The organism is Vibrio sp. RW, assembly GCF_027587105.1.
Classification (GTDB): Bacteria; Pseudomonadota; Gammaproteobacteria; order Enterobacterales; family Vibrionaceae; genus Vibrio; species Vibrio toranzoniae.
This window is the reverse complement of the sequence record NZ_JAPPTM010000031.1, coordinates 23,623-41,743: the sequence shown is the minus strand read 5'-3', so window position 1 is coordinate 41,743 and position 18,121 is coordinate 23,623. Positions and strand designations below refer to the sequence as shown.

16 protein-coding genes are annotated in these 18,121 nt (G+C 42.2%); 8 read left to right on the top strand and 8 right to left on the bottom strand.

The window, feature by feature from the left end:
- Window positions 1–304: 304 nt before the first annotated feature.
- Entirely contained in the window at window positions 305–844 is a 540-nt protein-coding gene (locus tag OCT63_RS18755) for a GNAT family N-acetyltransferase (RefSeq protein ID WP_269984300.1), read from the bottom strand.
- A 226-nt stretch (window positions 845–1,070) separates the two neighbouring features.
- On the opposite strand from OCT63_RS18755, the gene OCT63_RS18750 reads away from it, so the two are divergent.
- The gene (locus OCT63_RS18750; RefSeq protein WP_269984299.1) at window positions 1,071–2,336 is read left to right on the top strand and encodes an HD-GYP domain-containing protein; all 1,266 of its coding nucleotides are present in this window, start codon (window positions 1,071–1,073) and stop codon (window positions 2,334–2,336) included.
- 140 nt (window positions 2,337–2,476) lie between these two features.
- Here the strand turns inward: OCT63_RS18750 and OCT63_RS18745 are convergent, their stop codons facing one another.
- The 4 genes from OCT63_RS18745 to OCT63_RS18730 all read right to left on the bottom strand — a co-directional run bounded on the left by OCT63_RS18745 (window position 2,477) and on the right by OCT63_RS18730 (window position 5,220).
- Window positions 2,477–2,926 (bottom strand): PTS sugar transporter subunit IIA, encoded by a 450-nt coding sequence (locus OCT63_RS18745; protein WP_017058706.1) that lies wholly within the window; start codon window positions 2,924–2,926, stop codon window positions 2,477–2,479.
- Entirely contained in the window at window positions 2,923–4,179 is a 1,257-nt protein-coding gene (locus OCT63_RS18740) for a PTS ascorbate transporter subunit IIC (RefSeq protein WP_136980917.1), read from the bottom strand. The genes OCT63_RS18745 and OCT63_RS18740 overlap by 4 nt, the downstream gene beginning before the upstream one ends.
- Window positions 4,180–4,189: 10 nt before the next feature.
- The gene (locus OCT63_RS18735) at window positions 4,190–4,459 is read right to left on the bottom strand and encodes a PTS sugar transporter subunit IIB (protein ID WP_081229957.1); all 270 of its coding nucleotides are present in this window, start codon (window positions 4,457–4,459) and stop codon (window positions 4,190–4,192) included.
- Between the two features lie 284 nt (window positions 4,460–4,743).
- On the bottom strand, window positions 4,744–5,220 hold the full coding sequence (locus tag OCT63_RS18730; RefSeq protein ID WP_269984298.1) for a hypothetical protein: 477 nt from the start codon (window positions 5,218–5,220) through the stop codon (window positions 4,744–4,746).
- Between the two features lie 418 nt (window positions 5,221–5,638).
- Here OCT63_RS18730 and OCT63_RS18725 point away from each other — a divergent pair, with 418 nt between their 5' ends.
- The 4 genes from OCT63_RS18725 (at window position 5,639) to OCT63_RS18710 (ending at window position 9,153) form a co-directional block, all read left to right on the top strand.
- Window positions 5,639–6,259, top strand: coding sequence for a hypothetical protein (locus OCT63_RS18725; RefSeq protein ID WP_269984297.1), 621 nt, complete (start codon window positions 5,639–5,641; stop codon window positions 6,257–6,259).
- Window positions 6,260–6,696: 437 nt separating this feature from the next.
- Complete coding sequence (locus OCT63_RS18720) at window positions 6,697–7,905, top strand: NupC/NupG family nucleoside CNT transporter (RefSeq protein WP_060469460.1); 1,209 nt, start codon at window positions 6,697–6,699, stop codon at window positions 7,903–7,905.
- Between the two features lie 315 nt (window positions 7,906–8,220).
- Window positions 8,221–8,490, top strand: a complete 270-nt coding sequence (locus OCT63_RS18715) for a hypothetical protein (protein WP_017058698.1) — start codon at window positions 8,221–8,223, stop codon at window positions 8,488–8,490.
- 45 nt (window positions 8,491–8,535) lie between these two features.
- Window positions 8,536–9,153 carry a class I SAM-dependent methyltransferase gene (locus OCT63_RS18710; protein WP_161679822.1) on the top strand — a complete coding sequence of 206 codons (618 nt, stop codon included), beginning with the start codon at window positions 8,536–8,538 and terminating at the stop codon, window positions 9,151–9,153.
- Between the two features lie 104 nt (window positions 9,154–9,257).
- Here the strand turns inward: OCT63_RS18710 and OCT63_RS18705 are convergent, their stop codons facing one another.
- Window positions 9,258–10,400 carry a DUF3541 domain-containing protein gene (locus tag OCT63_RS18705; protein WP_269984296.1) on the bottom strand — a complete coding sequence of 381 codons (1,143 nt, stop codon included), beginning with the start codon at window positions 10,398–10,400 and terminating at the stop codon, window positions 9,258–9,260.
- 273 nt (window positions 10,401–10,673) lie between these two features.
- Here OCT63_RS18705 and OCT63_RS18700 point away from each other — a divergent pair, with 273 nt between their 5' ends.
- Together OCT63_RS18700 and OCT63_RS18695 are read left to right on the top strand one after the other, a co-directional pair.
- The gene (locus OCT63_RS18700; RefSeq protein WP_269984295.1) at window positions 10,674–12,029 is read left to right on the top strand and encodes a diguanylate cyclase; all 1,356 of its coding nucleotides are present in this window, start codon (window positions 10,674–10,676) and stop codon (window positions 12,027–12,029) included.
- Window positions 12,030–12,193: 164 nt separating this feature from the next.
- On the top strand, window positions 12,194–13,783 hold the full coding sequence (locus OCT63_RS18695; protein WP_161674196.1) for a DEAD/DEAH box helicase: 1,590 nt from the start codon (window positions 12,194–12,196) through the stop codon (window positions 13,781–13,783).
- A 597-nt stretch (window positions 13,784–14,380) separates the two neighbouring features.
- Here OCT63_RS18695 and OCT63_RS18690 read toward each other — a convergent pair.
- Window positions 14,381–15,910: a DUF3612 domain-containing protein gene (locus OCT63_RS18690; protein ID WP_082710376.1), complete on the bottom strand. Its 1,530-nt coding sequence runs from the start codon at window positions 15,908–15,910 to the stop codon at window positions 14,381–14,383.
- A gap of 169 nt (window positions 15,911–16,079) precedes the next feature.
- Here OCT63_RS18690 and OCT63_RS18685 point away from each other — a divergent pair, with 169 nt between their 5' ends.
- Window positions 16,080–16,676 (top strand): malate synthase, encoded by a 597-nt coding sequence (locus OCT63_RS18685; RefSeq protein ID WP_060469467.1) that lies wholly within the window; start codon window positions 16,080–16,082, stop codon window positions 16,674–16,676.
- Between the two features lie 145 nt (window positions 16,677–16,821).
- Here OCT63_RS18685 and OCT63_RS18680 read toward each other — a convergent pair whose 3' ends face one another.
- The gene (locus tag OCT63_RS18680) at window positions 16,822–17,838 is read right to left on the bottom strand and encodes a GGDEF domain-containing protein (RefSeq protein WP_269984294.1); all 1,017 of its coding nucleotides are present in this window, start codon (window positions 17,836–17,838) and stop codon (window positions 16,822–16,824) included.
- Window positions 17,839–18,121: the final 283 nt, after the last annotated feature.

The window sequence follows — 18,121 nt, the reverse complement described above, 5'->3', positions numbered from 1 at the left end:
GATTTAGGTCATGGTTTTTTGGTAATTAAATCTATTGGATGATTGTTGACGTTGTATACTAGTTGTCGCCTAAAGTGATTTTTAGTTACTTTAGACTTTGTTTCCTAATTATTAATTAAATAGGAAAGTTAATAATTGAGTTGATTGCTAAACGAGCGGTATCGTTTTAGGTATATTAATATTGTCAGCTTATCTAATAAATTAATGCTGTGGATATTAATTATTGGTGAATTTAAAAACGCTAGTATGTGTATCCCGTTATTCGTTGACGTTTGGGTTATTAGGGATAAATTAAACTTAAGTGTTATGACCGCCTGGAACGATGAAGGCCATAAATAGCGTGGTCAACGATGCGACCATTCAAGTTTTCGTCACGAGTGATGATGCCTTCTAATGTGAAATGTAAGCGCTCACAAACCTTACGGCTGCTTTGGTTACCTGTTGCCGCTGATATCTCGACCTTTTCCATATCTAACTTATTAAAAGCAATATCAATCAACTTCTCGACCACACGGGTAACAATCCCTTTTCCTTGGTACGGTTCAGACAGCCAATAGCCTATCGTGACTTTCTGCTTGTTGTGATCAATGGTGTTGAAGCTACAGTTACCGACGATATTATCTTTATACACAATCGCACAGGTCATGCTTTGGCCTTCTGCGTAATCGTGCAGCGAACGTTGGATGAAGATCCTAAAATCTTGCTCGGTTTTACAATGTGGCGGCCACGCAAGCCATTGGCTCAGGTACTCATTCTGGTTTTGTGAGATGTCCGCGTAATGAGAAGCGAAGCTCTCTTCAACCAATGCAATGGATAGTTCGTTATCGATAACTGCTTTAAACATGTCTTTCCTTTTCTTATGATTGCTGATTTCTGTCAACCTTGGTCGGTAGGATATAGTGCTGCATGATTTTTAATATGCAACATATTGTGGCACGAATTTTTCGTTATACGTTAAATCTATCACGAAACTCATTAAACCTTACAATAGTTGTGTATATAATCATTAACTATGCATTAGTATTGGCAGATTAAATATATAAAAACTATAAAAATTCTAGGCTTAATTAATGAATCAACATTGCCAGGACGTAACCGTAGACTTAAGGAAGGCTCTATTTGGTATTGCTAAGGCGCTTGATAACGTCGGTTTTGAAAGCAAAAATCATGGACAAAGAGTTGGTTACATAGCGTATCGATGCGCTCTGAGTGTCGGGTGGGAAGAGGAGCAGGCGCAACTAGCATTCTCGTTGGGGTTAATTCACGACTGCGGCGTATCGCAAATTGATGAACACCTCAGTTTGACCTCTGGTTTCGTGCCAGACTCAAGTTACCACCATTGCCAAAAGGGTTATCAAATTCTAAAAGAGTGCCCAGTTCTTTCTATATTCGCTAAGCCGGTGCTTTATCATCATACTCCTTGGGTTGAGCTTAAGGCGATGCCGATCAGTGAGTTAGAAAAGGAATTGGCCGCTATCGTGATGCTGGCCGATAGGGTGGACTACCTTTACGGCATCACCTCTTCTGATCGTTATGGGAACCTAACCCCAGATGGTAAGGCAATCATCATTGAGCGTTTGACCGAGCAAGCTAATGAGATGTTCGAGACCAACCTTGTACAACACATGTGTGAGTTGGTCGATCTGGATGATTTCTGGTTTTCGATGGAGCTCCCTTACATTGAAAACATGAGAGATAACTTTGAGCCTGTGCCATTTTTCTCCCAAAAAATGTCATTGAATGAGACGGTTGCCTTTGCTGAGTTTATTGCCAATGTCGTTGATACAAAGAGTTCATTTACCTTTAGGCACTCTTTGAAAGTCGGACAGCTTTCTGAGTATTTAGCAAAACAACTGGGTTACTCACACACAACTCAGCGAAAACTTTATCTGGCAGGTTTGGTTCACGATATAGGTAAGCTGCAAACACCAAATGAGATTCTTCATAAATATGATTTGCTGACAGACGAAGAGTATTGCTGTATTAAGCGACATGCAACGGACACTCGATTTGCGTTACAGGAATTATTTAGCTCGCCCCAGATCTGTCAGTGGGCATCAAACCATCATGAAAGATTGGATGGTTCTGGTTATCCGATGGGAAAAACAGCTGAACAATTGGATCAACCCAGTCGGATTATTGCGGTAGTGGATGTGTTCCAAGCGCTAACTCAGTCTCGTCCTTACCGACAGGGCATGACATTAGAAGAGTCTTTAAACATGTTGGCTGACCTTGTTGAAAATCATAAGTTGGATCGAGAAGTGTTTGAGTGCCTAAAAAAACACTCGGAATACTGCTTTGAATTATCAACAGATAAAAGAATGTACGCGTTTTAGCGTTAGCGAGTACTTTTGGGGTGTGATGCCTTAAACCAATTTAGATGAAAATGACTCATCAGAAACAGAAAGCGATAGCCGAGACTATCGCTTTTTTAATGGGGGTCTATCAGATCAATATCAGGATCGTTAGAGCAAGGTTAGTATCGTTTTAAGATCTCGATGATCGCTTGCGCTGTTTCCGCGGCGATAATGGCATCTATGTCATCATCATTTTGGAACAACTCTGATAGTGCCATTATAGTCTGGATATGGCTGTCTGAATCCATTGCCGCCAGAGTAATTGAAAGGTAAACGTCTCCGTTGTCTTCTGACTCTAAATCAACACCGTGTTTAAATACCGTCACTTGCAGTGATGCTTCGTTCACACCATCTTCAGGACGAGCATGAGGCATTGCAATCTTTGGCGCTAGAACATAATACGCGCCAATATCTTTGTGCTTTTGCTTGATAGCTTCAACATAGCTAGCTTCGATTTTGTTGCTTGCTAGCAATGTTGAACATGTTACATCAATTGCTGCATCAACCGTTAGGTTCTCTTCAGAGTTGATGATAACGCCTTGGTTACCAATTAAATCGAATAGGCTCATGAAACAATCCACCCTAGGATAAGACCAACAACACCGAAGTCGAAGTCAGCAAACGTTGTTGCTTCAAGACCAAGGCCACCCAGTACAGGAAGCAGTAGCATAGGTAGGAAAGAGATACACAGACCTTGCGTGAATGAACCTAGAATTGCACCACGTAGACCACCTGTTGCGTTACCGTAAACACCAGCAGCGCCACCGACGAAGAAGTGAGGAACAACGCCCGCTACAATGATTGTCCAACCAAGCGCGCCTTGAACTGCCATTGCTAGTAGACCAGCAGCGAAAGAACAAAGGAAACCGATAAGTACCGCGTTTGGCGCTACAGGGAATACCATAGGGCAATCAAGAGCAGGTTTTGCGCCCGGTACGAGTTTGTCAGAAATCCCTTTGAATGCAGGAACGATTTCAGCAATCAGCATCTTCACACCTTGCAGTACGATGTAAACACCACCGGCAAACACAAGAGACTGCATGAAGGTGAATACTACCCAGTTTTGACCGTTTGATATTGTTTCTACAAACTCACCGCCAGCAATAATTGATGCAAGCATGAAGAAGATAGCCATTGTTGTTGCTACTGCAACTGGCGTATCACGTAAGAACATCAGGCTTTTTGGAACTTGGATGTCTTCCGTTGTTTTCGATGTGTCGCCGAACTTACTGCCAATGAAACCCGATACGATGTAAGAAAGGGTAGAGAAGTGACCAATAGCCAGTTGATCCGTACCCATCACTTTCTCTGTGTACTTTTGGCCTAGTGCTGGCATCACAACCATCAGTGTGCCCACAATGAGCGAGCCGATTGCTACTAGAGCAGTGCCTTCAATATTTGCTGTAGACAAAATTACGGCTACTAGCATAGACATGAACATTGTGTGGTGACCCGTTAAGAAAATATATTTTAAAGGAGTAATACGAGCCAATAAAATATTCACAACGAATGCGAAGAACATAATTAGAGCCATTTCGTAACCGAATGCTTCTTGTGCTAGTGCAACAATTGCTTCGTTATTTGGAATAACACCACTTACGCCGAAAGCTTCAGTAAATACAACCGAAAAGTTATTTAGTGCGCCAACAAGAGCGCCTGCACCAAAACCTAAAATTAGGAAACCCATTACGGTTTTAATGGTACCTTTAAGAATGGTAGAAATATCGGCTTTCTGAGCAACTAGGCCAATGAAAGCAATTAAACCTACCATGATCGCTGGCTCTTTTAATAAGCCGAGCATGAACTCGAAAAAGTTTTGCATAATTTTGACCTTACATGAAAGTTTTTAGTTGTTCTTCGATTGATGCTTTGTCAAAAATATTTTTAAGGCTGATGATGTTCTCTTTACCAGCGTCTTTTAGTTGGTTTGCAACGTCTGTTGCTGCTACCCAAATGTCGGCATTGCTTGATGCAGAAGATGATAGATCTTCGTGATCAACTTCTGCTTCAAAACCAATTTTCTTAGCCACTTCTTTTACTGCCATTTCCATCATTAGAGAAGTACCTAGGCCGTTACCGCAAACTACAAGAATCTTTTTCATAATATTTGTCTCAATTGGATTTTAGGGGTTGAGAAACTTCGTTCTCTTATTGTGTGAGAGCATAGTAATGGAAATATTCAGATTTCAATAAGATCTCCATCACAAAGCTAAAATGATATTGTGATGGAGATCTCGTTAATTTGCGGTAAAGATCCAGAGTGAGACTTTGATCAAATTTAACTTTTCACTCGAATATGCAACGTATTTTATTGAGAAAGGAAGGCTTAATTAATTTTGACGCTAGGATATAAATATTTAGAGGTTTAATTTCAGAAAATGAGTAATTAATCGTATCGACCGTAATCGGTAAGCATTTTCTTAAGCATGCTATTAACGTCTTTGGTCTTTTTATTTCTTTTTGTCAGCTGGCTAAGCGAAGTCGGTTTTGGCGATGCAACATTTTCACTGTCGACGTCTTCAGTCTTATCTTTCATTTTTTGTACTGCGGGCAATAGCATTCTAATTTCTTCATTATTAGCATTCGTCAGTACAACAATATTTTCAGATTCGACTTGGGTGATAGTAAGAATACCGTGTTTTACAGATTCAACTTGTTCACCAATCATAATTGACTCAGGTGCAACAGAGCGATCGGTAAGTTGGCCTGTACGTAACTTCGCCGCACTAATAGCGCGGATATTTCCGGTGTTTTCAAACGCGACAATAACAGTGTAGGTATTATAATATTCAACGACTGTCACATAGCCGTGTCTATTTGTTTTGAACCTAGCTCCATTGTTCATGTCGTGCGGAGCTTCCATTTTCTTCACGTGTTTCCTCTCTTTGTTTTGATGGCCGTTATATCTAATCAGCTCTAATTTTTATAGATAATGAATGGGTAAGATAATACAAAGTATATACGCATCTAAACTTAAGATGAATCTTGAAGTGGCGGTAAATGAGGCACAACACAGAAAAGGGGGGAATAATTACACAAAATTAACTGCACAATTAATCTGCTTGCTACAAGGGTTAAACATATCGCGCTCATTTCATAAACCTTATTTACAAGTGACTCTTAGGTGGTTTTTATTGGGTGCTTTATCAATAAGTGTAGGTAAATATGTGATGAAATCGACATTGATAGGAGTTTTATAAATTATTGATTTAATGAATGTTTACTGGTTACGTTGGTTTTTGTTAGAACACCACCTTCAAAAAATAAGATAGGTAAATATCATGAAAAAACTCGTCAGTTTGCTGCTCGTTGCAGTATCGCTTGGGCTTTCCGGCTGTGCAACCGTATTAACTGCGGAACAAAGTGCGCCGCAATTGAGTGTGGTTCCACAAGAAAAAGCGCTGACTATTGCTGTTATTGATAAGCGTCCATACGTTTTAGAACAAGATAAAGAACCAAAGTTTGAGGGAATCATTCGCAGTTCATTGGGGATACCTTATTCATACAATACGGCGACTCAGCAACCAATGTCGCAGTTTTTGACGGATAGGCTCGTTGCAGGCTTAAAGAATCAGCAAGTGACGGTGGACTCAGTCGAGACGACACCAAACGAAGACATAACTAAAGTCGTTGAGCAGATGAAAGCGTTCGACAATAAATCTATGATGTTCGTTTTGAATGAATGGAAGTATGATTTCCACGCGTTCACAGACAACTCTTGGTATAACGTCAATGTGATTATTTATGATGAAGCCGGTAAGAAGTTACTGAGTAAAAACTTCCAAGGTGAGAATGATGTTCCGGATGGCGGCGCGATTATCAATGAGATGCAGCTTATCTACAAACAGCGTTTTGAAGAAATCTTCCAAGATGTTGAAGTAAAAAGTGCTTTGCTAAACTAGTTACTGGTGCTCCTATTCTAGAAAAGCCACGTGCTGTGGCTTTTTAGCTAAATCATAGATCTAGTTAACTTATTTTTAACTGTCCCAGTAGATCTCTCCGATAAGCATCCCGTTTTGCACAATTCTTAACCGCGCGAACGTTTGCGTTAAAAAATGTGATGCAAGTCTCACTTAACTGTTTATACTTCTCTTCCGGTTTTAAGCCGGTGCTTAGCCAATACAAGCCGTCACATGGATATGTGAATGACCCCACGGACCGGACCAGCTACGTTCCACTGCTTGTATAAGGTGATTCTTACATGAACAACTCGTTGTTACATTCGCTAACTCTGTTAGCTCCTTCATCGCGTAGCGTGTTGCTTGCGGTTCTTTGTCCTGTTCCTTTGATGTCATTTGCTTGGCTCATGTTCACTCTATAAGGATTACTAGGACACATTATGAATATTCTATTTGGTTTTGTCGGTGTTATTGCACTGATTGCTTGCGCGTACCTGTTATCTGAAAGTCGTTCTTCGATTAACTGGAAAACGGTCTCTCGTGCTCTATTACTTCAGATTGGCTTTGCTGCTCTAGTATTGTATTTCCCATGGGGACAGTTGGCGTTAACAAGCCTAAGTAATGGCGTTTCTAGCCTGCTTGGTTTTGCAGACGCTGGTATTGCTTTCCTTTTCGGTGACCTTGCTACTGAAGGCTTCATTTTCGCAGTTCGCGTACTTCCAATTATCATCTTCTTCAGTGCTTTGATCTCTGCGCTTTATTACTTAGGCATCATGCAGAAAGTGATTCAAATCTTAGGCGGAGCGGTGCAAAAACTGCTGGGTACAAGTAAAGCTGAATCTTTGGTTGCAACCGGTAATATCTTCCTTTCTCAGGGTGAGTCTCCTCTTCTTATTCGTCCATTTTTAAAATCTATGACTCGTTCTGAGCTGTTTGCTGTAATGGCGGGTGGTATGGCGTCTGTTGCGGGTAGTGTACTTGGTGGCTATGCAGGATTAGGTGTTGAACTTAAATACCTTATTGCAGCAAGTTTCATGGCGGCTCCAGGTAGCCTATTGATGGCGAAGATCATTGTTCCTGAGCGCAGCACACCAAGCGATTACGAACACATTGAGCTAGATAAAGCTGACCAAAGCAATGTGATTGATGCATTGGCAAGCGGCGCGATGAACGGTATGAAAGTCGCAGTGGCTGTCGGTACTATGTTGATTGCATTCGTGAGTGTGATTGCGATGGTGAACACGGGCCTAGAAAGTCTAGGTGAGACGTTCGGTTTTGCGGGTATTACGCTGCAAGCTATCTTCGGTTACCTGTTCTCGCCGCTAGCGTGGCTGATTGGTATCCCGAGTGATGAAGTGTTGATGGCGGGTTCTTACATCGGTCAGAAGATTGTAATGAACGAGTTTGTTGCTTTCATCGACTTCATTGAGAACAAAGCGCTGTTATCTGAACACAGCCAAGTGATTGTGACATTTGCTCTATGTGGCTTCGCTAACATTGGCTCTATCGCGATTCAACTGGGTTCTATCGGTGTGATGGCGCCAGAGCGTCGTGCTGAAGTAGCTAATTTAGGTTTGAAAGCGGTAGTTGCTGGTACGTTAGCAAACCTAATGAGTGCATGTTTAGCGGGTATTTTTATCCTGCTTTAAGCTCGGCTCAGTAAAAGCGATTAGATTCGTAAAAGCGGAGACCTTGCTTACGGAGTTTACGTAAGAAGGGTGTCCGCTTTTTTGTGCCTGCTTGTTAAGTTGATTCAGATTCAAACCACTACTTTCATTGCTCTGTCGTATGCTAGCCTCACTCGGAAGAGTAATAGAGCAAGCCCATTTTATTCGATATACTTGAATATCATTAGGTTGCGATTAATTACATTCAGTTTCGGTCAAGAACATCCGGTTTCGATTTAGAACATTCGGTTTGACCAGAACAAAAGCAACCAAGTCCAATAAATCAAAGGTCTCCCCATGAACATGCGCGTTCTTATCGGTCTTATCACCGCCTTTATCGGCTTGTTTGCGATGGTTTATCTTATTGCGGGTGGTACTCAGTTTCCTATCTCTCAGTGGCCACAAGAGGCTTATCTCGGTTTGGTGTTTAGCGTCGTGTGGGGCACTGGCGTAGCGGCATCGGTGGCGTACTTTTTCTCGGCATTGGTGTTTGTGACTATTGCTGTGGTTTGTTATGCGATTGGTTATAAGATCGGTGGGCTCTTCTTTTCAAGTTCTAAAGCTTAATATCATTAAGGTATGCGGATGTTCACTGAAGTGGGACAGATTTGAATGCACTGGCGCGACCGTTTTAAGGTGTACTGGTATCACCGAAAGCAAACCAATCGTTGGCAAGGGGATAAGGCAAAGTCTTTAGGCTGGATCAACGAAGAGAGCCAATTATGTCGCTTCGAAGTCATCGCACGCTCGGCCGACTTTGAGAAGAAGAGTGTTTTGGATTTGGGCTGTGGCTATGGAGAGTTGTTCGAACTGCTCGACAGTATCTATCGTATTCAATCGTACACAGGCGTTGACCAACACGCCGATTTTCTCAAAAAGGCCAAGCAAAATTACACCGAGGCTCGCTGCCAATTCATTGCGGGTGATATGAGTAAGATGAACCTAGAAGCGCACGATGTGGTTATCGCCAGTGGCTCACTGAATTATATCTCTCGTGACTCCGACTATCTGACGAACATGATTACTCGTATGTTCGGGCTAGCGAATCAGACTGTGATTTTTAATCTGCTCAATTCAAGCCAATATCCTTCGCGCAATACCTTGATGAGTTATCACCCTCAAGGCGTTTATCGTTTCTGTAAAACGCTGTGTGATGATGTTTCCTTGATAGAAGGCTATGCAGAAGGGGATTTCACGATAGTGATGAACAAAGCTGTGTCAGGAGCATGATGTCGTTTTTATCTTAATACGAATACTGATGTAGTAAACAGTAAAAAGCCGCAGGCCTCGAAAGGTATGCGGCTTTTAAATTCTGTAGGTAAACCTTGGAGTTTCTATTTACTCAATGGTTGGTTTTCAATGAGCCCGTAAGGAATCGTTTTAAACACTTTAGGGTTGCCCTTGAACGTCGGTGCTTCGTTCACTTGCTGCCAATCGAGCAGCATGATTGCCAATACGTTGCGGTGTTCACCGTACTCAAGATCAAAATCACCCGTGATAGACGGGATCATCCCATGCTTCTTGTCGATAGAGGCTTGGATAGCGAGTCGAGTTTTCTCGACAACTGGGTCATCTTCTAGACCTGCAAGTAGGAAGGTTAATCCAACCTCTGCAATTACATCTTCTTTTGCACGCAGCAGAATCGTATCGATGTTCTCTCTAAAGTAATCGTAGATCCATTGGTGCTCTTGCTCGCTTACTTGGTGTTGGTAGTATTCCGAATCACCGAAGATCACATGTGTCATACCATAGATCTTATTACCGTATTGCTGGCTTGATAGCTTCTTGTCTTTGTCGTCTGGATAGGTTTTTTTGAACGTGTCGACGAACTCATCAACGACATCTTGCTCACCCAGTTGGCGCAGCCAATAAACCTGATTAGCTAATTGTGCCGCCCAGGCTTTTATCATGTCTTCATTGGTCACGTAGCGTAAAAAGTCATAGCGACGAATGATTTCGCGTAGCTTGGCATCGTTCTTGTGTTCTAAACCGTACTCATTTGCACGTGCCATAGAGCCGAGAAGGTCCACACCAAGATATAGGTATTCGGGCATGTGTTGGGTTACGTTGTAGCGCCGGGTACTGCGCTCATCGTTGTCATCAATATAAGAGGCAACACGCTGCTTTGAGTAAAGTACAATCTGTTCCATGGTGTGAACGTCATTAGACAAGCGGTTTAGTTTACTCGCAACACGCGCCATATCACTCCAAACAGCGGCAGCATATTTATCGTCTAATGTTTGTCGATACATCCGTAACCCATAGTGACCTTCCTTGAAGGCGGGCAGAGTATAAAGTTGGCTTTCGTAGGTGGTACGAATGAGGTCAGCAGACTGCTTGAAAAGTGGTTCATGAGAAAGAAGAGCATCGGCTTGTGATTGAACACTCGGTACGTTTTCTTTTTGAGAATTGTCCTCTGCATAAATGGTAAAAGCAACTGATAGCAATATGCATAGTAGTGTAATTTTTAGCTTCATACGTAAGGTACCAAGTGATTAATGGTGTATATAAAATAACAGTGATGAATTCTTTCATGTGAAATTTTGGTCAGTACAATGTAAGCTTTATTAAGATTGTTTGATTGGATAATCAGTGTTGTTGACGAGAGTGTCAGTGATGAATGACTCAATAATTAATGGAGACTCTCCATTAAGTGTGGATTTTTAATGACTTGGCGGCATAATGATGGATTAGTCAGAAATGAGCCGATTTAAGGCAGTAAATAGAACAAAAGTGTTAGAGGTTCGTGAATGCCCAATCGTTCTAGCAAGCAATGGCCTGCCAAATTATTATCTTTGTTATTTTTTGTAGTGATAGTGAGTGCTATCGAAGCGTTTCACGCCAAGCAGTTAACCTTTTTGAAAAATGAATCTTATTCTGAGGCAAAGAGACAACTGGCTATTATTCGATCGAGCATAGAAGCTAGGATCGTCTCGGATATGTATATTCTCAACAGTTTCTCGACTATTGTGACTATCAACCCCGATGGCGGCCAAAAAGATTGGGAGCGGATTGCGCAAAATATTATTCGAGATGCTTCCCACATTCGATTGATTGCCTTAGCTAAAGATGATGTGCTTAATTTCGTTTATCCCATGGAAGGTAATGCGCAGGTCCTGGGTATTGATTATCGCGACCACCCAGTTCAATGGGAGTCGATTGAGATCGCTCGTAATATCGGTCATACATTTATCGCAGGCCCGTTTGAGCTGTTTCAAGGTGGGCAAGCACTCATTACACGAACACCTATCTTTCGAGATCCTCCCTTCTATCAAAATTACTGGGGTGTTTCCAGTGCCATTATTGACTTAGATGAATTATTTGAAGACGTCGGTATTGGTGAGATCGAAAATAAATATGAGCTCGCAATTCGTGGCGATAACAGTTCAGGGAAGAATGGCGATGTCTTCTATGGCGAACAAGACGTATTTGATAATGCGTTTGCTACAGAGCAAGTGAACTTCCCTTATGGTGGTTGGTATCTTGCTCTCTCTGGAAATGAAAATGTATTGATGGACGTCCCTTGGTACCGAACTCAAGCCGTAAGGTTGGTGAGCTACACTATAACGCTTGTGTTAGTGATAGCCTTTTTTACCATCTATCGCTTGTATCGTATTGCAGATAGCCGCTCAATGCATGACGAGTTGACGATGCTGCCGAATCGTAGATACTTCATGTACAGCTTGAAACAGGTCTTTAAGGGCACTCAAAAACAAGGGACAAGGACCTTTGCCGTTGTCAATATTGATCTAGATGGATTTAAAGCGATCAACGACACTTATGGTCACCTAGCCGGTGATCAAGTATTAGTCGAATGTGCTAAGCGTATTAAAAGTGAATTGCGTGTCTCAGACATTGTCGCAAGGATCGGCGGGGATGAGTTCTTAGTTTTGCTACCGCGTATTATCGATGATGAACATGTTTCGTCGATTGTTACAAAGCTTCGAAGGGCGATTTGCACGCCTCCAGTCGTCTATGAGACGCACTCTATTTATCTTCGGATCAGCGTAGGTTGGGTTACTCACAATAGTAACTACAATGATGTCGATGCTCTTTTGAAAGCGGCTGATGAAAAAATGTATGAGCAGAAGCGACAAGCTATCTAGGTTGAATCTGAGCTGTGATTAGAATTTAGTTGCTGAATGTGGGGAAAAGCCTCAGAATACCGCGTTTTGCTTCTATCAATCTAATTGATAAGCAAAAGCTGTAGCAACGATTTCTTTCTATTACGTTGCTCATATTAAATGTTATTCAACTGAGAAAATAATCTATGAGTTTTACCTCCCTTGGCCTTTCTGAACCGATCCTTAAAGCAATTGAAGCACAAGGTTACGATAAGCCATCACCAATCCAAGAGAAAGCGATACCTGCTGTCCTAAAGGGCAAAGATGTAATGGCCGCTGCTCAAACAGGTACAGGTAAAACTGCTGGCTTCACGCTACCTATTCTTGAAATTCTATCAAAAGGTCAACGCGTTCGTCAGAACCAAGTTCGTGCGCTAGTGCTAACGCCAACTCGTGAACTTGCTGCACAAGTGAATGGTAGCGTAGTTAAGTATGGTATTAATTTACCTCTTACTTCTACCGTTGTATTTGGTGGCGTAAAAATTAACCCTCAGATGCAAAAACTGCGTAAAGGCAGTGATGTGCTGGTGGCAACACCGGGGCGTCTACTTGATTTATATAACCAAAATGCGGTGCGCTTTGATCAGTTAGAGATCCTTGTGTTAGATGAAGCTGACCGTATGCTAGACATGGGGTTCATTCGCGATATCCGCAAGATCTTAGCTTTTTTGCCTAAGAAACGTCAAAACCTACTGTTCTCAGCAACGTTCTCTGATGATATTCGTGGCTTGGCTAAAGGCTTAGTAAACAACCCAGTTGAAATATCGGTAAGCCCTGCGAACTCAACCGCGAAAACCGTTGAGCAAAGTATTTACCCAGTAGATAAAAAGAAGAAAGGCCCAATGCTAGCGAAGTTAATCAAAGATAATGATTGGCGCCAAGTGTTGGTATTTAGCAAAACTAAGCACGGCGCCAATAAACTGGCTCGCTTTTTAGAAGAACAGGACATTACTGCAGCTCCTATCCATGGTAACAAGAGCCAGGGGGCTCGTACTAAAGCCTTAGAAAACTTTAAATCAGGCAAGGTACGGGTACTAGTAGCGACTGATATCGCGGCGCGTGGTATTGATATCCCGCAACTGCCTCAAGTCGTTAACTTCGATCTTCCACATGTATCTGAAGACTATGTACACCGTATCGGTCGTACTGGCCGTGCTGGTGAAGTAGGTAAAGCTATTTCACTCGTTTGTGCAGATGAAGTGGGCGAACTGTTCGGTATTGAGCGTCTTATTCAGCAAGTGCTAGAGCGTCGTGAACTTGAAGGCTTCTCGCCTGTAAACAAGTTACCTGAATCACGATTGGATACGCGTCCTATCAAGCCTAAGAAACCGAAGAAGCCTCGTGAACACTCTGATGGTCAACGTTCTGGTGAGAATGCTCGTGGACATAAGCCAGCGAGTAAAAACAAGCGCCACGTGCCGGGTTCTGGATCTGCGCCAAAGCGTAAGCCAAACACAGCTAAGAAAGCGCTAGATAGTAACTCAGCGACTGCAGCTGATGATAAATCAGTAAGAAACAATGGCAATAACTTTAAGCGTGGTAATGCTGGCAGAAGCTCTGAGAAAAATACTAACTCAAGTACTCAAAACGGTGCTGTTAAACCTAAGAAATCAGGTGATGGTGCGGGCTATGGTTCTGGACGTTCATTAAATAAACCAACTTCTAAATCGTCAGTGAATAAACCGTCTGGTAGCAAGCCATCTATAAATCGCTCTAAGCCATCGGCTCAAAAATAGATTCCGGCTCAAAAATAAATTCGAGTTGAGCTGAATACAGGAAGGGTGTTTTAAGAACGCCACTTTTTGATATAGCAAACTTGTAACCGAACCTAATGAAGCGCGAATATTGATTTTCAATATTCGCGTTTTTGTAGACGCTATATGGCTATATTCAGGGATGACAAGGGCAAAACATATTGAATTTGAAATAGATCGTGTTAATTATATGTTAATTTCTGTCTATTAATAATGGAATCACTAGCGTTTTGTTGTTGTTTGCAATTTGCAATTTTAGTTTGCAAAATAAACAGGAGTTTACGGTCAATACGTGTTCAGATGCGTAGAAAATGCATGATTTAAAGTTGGCACACATACTGCATTAATAAACGTGACCCTTCTTAAGCCGAGGGTCACCTAGCCAACTGACGTTGTTAGTGAACCTTTATTGTTCACACAAAATATATGACCAATCACCCTTTTGTGATTGGTTTTTTTTTGCTTGAATTTTAGGCTCGGCTTGAGGCCTTAGTTTTATTCATCGTCGCTACTAAGCTAAGCTAAGCTAAGCTAAGCAGAGCAGAGCAAGACAAATTACCTATAATTCTCATACTGTTATCACTCACCACATTTTGAATAACAACTTGGTTGACGAGGGCACTCTCCACCTCGAGAACAAATAAGCCGAGCCTCTGTTTCGATCCCGCGTTCAATCCAATTTATATTTAGAATCTTGGCTATTGTCGTGAGATCTTTTTTGATGTTACGTGGGATAGTCACAGAACCGCCATTGTTGACGCATGAAGCTTTAAGTTGCTCTGCTATTTCTCTTGAGTTACCGCCTTGAGCATCAATCGCAGGGTTGAGGTCAATGCCTGCACACAACACGCGATTGTTACCCGCAGGATCCGTCATATTGATGGATTCACAGCAGTAGATTCTTGGCTCATCGCCCACGTTTAAAATGGAAATTTGAGCCGAACTGCCCGCTCGAGGCTCTGATAATCGACGGAACACGGCCCAATGCTGACATGGATCAGCGACCGTTCTCATATTGCCCCAAGGCAGTGGAATCCCGTTTCCGCGATATACAGCCTTGAGTTTCCCCGGTCCATAAGCATCAAAGTAATGCCAGTGAGGGTAGGGCGATACTACCGTCATTCGGCGCATCGCTACAGAGGGGGAAACCCCTGCTCTTTTATGAACGTCGATTTCGTAACCCGTACGGTCTAGCAACTGTCTAAACGGGACTTTTGGGCATAACAGTGCACCAGCAAAAAAACTGGACTCAAAATCACGCCATGCTTGCAAGATGTCTTGGGAATTAAGCTGAGAAGAGCCCGATATTTGGTTATCGTCCCAAGTGTTGTTGTTACCGACCGACAACACACTCTTAAGACCTTCCTTGCTATGCAGAATGCAATGGCCGATATATACCGAGAGATCGTATTTCAGACGGGTCGGGTACTCTTTAAGAATTTCGTTTAAGAAGATAGTGCCTGGAGGTTCAAAAAAAGAGGTGACCAGCTGTTTGGCATTTATGCCGAGTTCATCGACTACGTCTTGCGGTGTGCGCGTAACCCAGCGGATGTTGATTCCAAGGCTTCTTGCGATGTCTATAAGGTCTTCTACGCTCAGGTTAAGGCGCTTTAAGCCAACTTCCTCTGCCGCACGTTCAAGGTCAGGGAAGTGGTTCTGGTTGCTTTCTTGGTGTGCTCGAATCAAGAGGTGCGCAAACTGACGGCCAGAGATCCCCGTTTGTGACAGCATTTCAGGAATCGCAATCTGCAGGATGTCGTTGGAGAAAAGAAAGCTAGGCTCGAGTGCCATGCCACTTATCCCACCACGATTTCCTTTATCAGGAGCAATGGCTTGTTGTTCTGATTCGTCGTCGAGAAACCACGTCGGATTCTTTTGAAAGACCTGCGCGATCACTTCTAGCATATCGATGCTTGGCACCCGCTTTCCACGTTCAATCATTGACAGATAAGAAACGGAAGGCGCGTATTCTGGGTTGATTCTAATACAACGCGCAGACAGGTCTTCCATCGTTAAATGGTTACGTTTTCTTAGGTTACGTATTTTTGTACCTAGGAAATGTGACTGACGAACTAAACTTTTTGACAAGGCCATATTTGTAAAATTCACATTGTAAAATTTTTGTTGTGAAATTGTATGTAAAAAAGCGCTAATCTACAAACTAAGCAATTCACAAAATGACAAATAAATTAAACGTTAGTTTTGAATAATTGCTCTAGGACACATTTTTGCGTTAGAAATCGGTGGTTATCACCGGACTGGTCAAGAGGGAAAGACTATGAATATGCTTACATTCGATAAAACAGAAATCCAAAAACAATCAAAGCCATTTATCGCTGAAGCTGTCTTTGCCGTGGAGACAATCAGTGCAAACCAGCAAACTGAGAAGCAAGTGAGAGCAAAGCAGCTGCTTGATCGACTGTTCCCACTAGAGAAGGGCTCACATCAAGACGTAACCAGCTATGTAGTCGACTACCGTCATATTATGGCTTACTTTAAAGACGGTCAGCACAGCGGCCTAAAGCACCCTAAACAGTTTGTAGCGTATATGGGTGAGAAGAATGACCCGGACTCTATCTTGTTCCGAGATGGCAGTGGAAGTCACCTCGAGGTGATGTTTGGATGTCATAAAGGGACGGGTTGCATTGAGCTAGTAGAAATTGATGATATTCAGTTGGAATCATGTACCACGTTCGGTCAATCGTCAATGGAAGCAACAACCACAATGTGCGAAGAGACCATTGCAGCAATGCGCCATTGGATCAGTTTGATTCAAGGTGACGCAAAAGGTAAGCCAAAGGCATGCAGCGAAGATAAAGAGTTCAGAGCAAAGAGTGGTGAAGACTACTGCCTGAATTACTGCTTTCAAATCTAATGGCACACTCTAAGCATAGAGAACAATACATATAGCCGAAGAAAAAACCTCAAAGAATTAACGTGTTAGATAGTCTTTGAGGCTTTTTCGAACGCATTTCGCTTAATCCTTCACTTGCTCTAGTTTGTGTAGAGCAAGTGAAACCTTACACAGGCATTACTCGGTTACGGCCAAGTGACTTCGCTTCGTAAAGTAGCTTATCAGTACGTTCGATCAGTGACTGAGAAGATTCACCAAGTTCAAGTTCAGCAACACCAAACGATGCGGTGATATTACCGACTTGCTCACCACTGCGACGATCTTTAATCGACATCTTTTCTAGAGAGCGACGGATAGTATCAGCAAGTTGACGAGTAATACGTAAAGATTTGTTTGGCACAATGAGTGCGAACTCTTCACCACCAAAACGATAGGCAGAAATGCCCTCTCGACAGCTTAACTTCAGTTTACGAGCAATCCCTTTTAGAACCATATCACCAAATAAGTGGCCATAGGTATCGTTGAAATTTTTAAAGTGGTCGATGTCGAGAAGAATCAAACACAGAGATTGGTTGGCTTCACACAAGGTTTCCATATCACGGTCGAAAGAGCGGCGGTTATACAGAGTCGTTGTGCTATCAAAGAGTGCGTCTTTTTGTACTTCTACCAGTTGGGTTTTTAGCTTGGTAATCTCTGACGTTGCAGAATTCAGCTGAGAGTTTAGAAACTGGGTCGAGTGACGAATATGACGAGACTCAGAAACAAGCTGGCGAACCAAAGACATGACTTCATCAATAGATAAGCTTTCATTATCAACGCGAGCCAAATCTTCGAAGCTTTTATCAATCATGTCAGAGAACGCAGAGGTATCAGTTAAAGTATCGTTCATCGAGTTCGAAACTTCAGAAACTAACAGCTCTAAGTTAGCTCGTAGGTCACTGATATTAGTTTCGGATTTGCTCGCAACATAGCTGTTGTAAAGCTGCTCACCAACAGCTGGAGGACAAATACCGTAGTGTTCTAAAATACCATCCATATCTTGAGTCAACTGCGGGATCGCGTTGTCGACATAGGTGTACCAAAGTGCGTAATTTGCAGGTGTTGTAGACACCCTATTCTTCATCATAAGAGGCACCGCTTTTTTTAGATTAGCGGTGGATTTCTGAAATTCATCTTTTTTCATTATTTTTACTGCAGATACCAAACCAACTAAAGCCACTTGTGGACAAGGTTAGCGGATTTCGAAGATTTTTGCTGCAAAAATTATATTATTAATAGATGAGGGTTGGATAAATCACTACTTTTTATTATGAATATCGGTTGAGTATTGATAAAGGTCATCTAATGGATTGTTCTTTAACCCGATTTTTGGTTACTTATTTTGTAACAAAGATTGGTTTTGGTATGAAGTTTTTCAGTAAAAATGAATGGTGTTGAAACTGGAGTAACAGAATAGATTTACATAC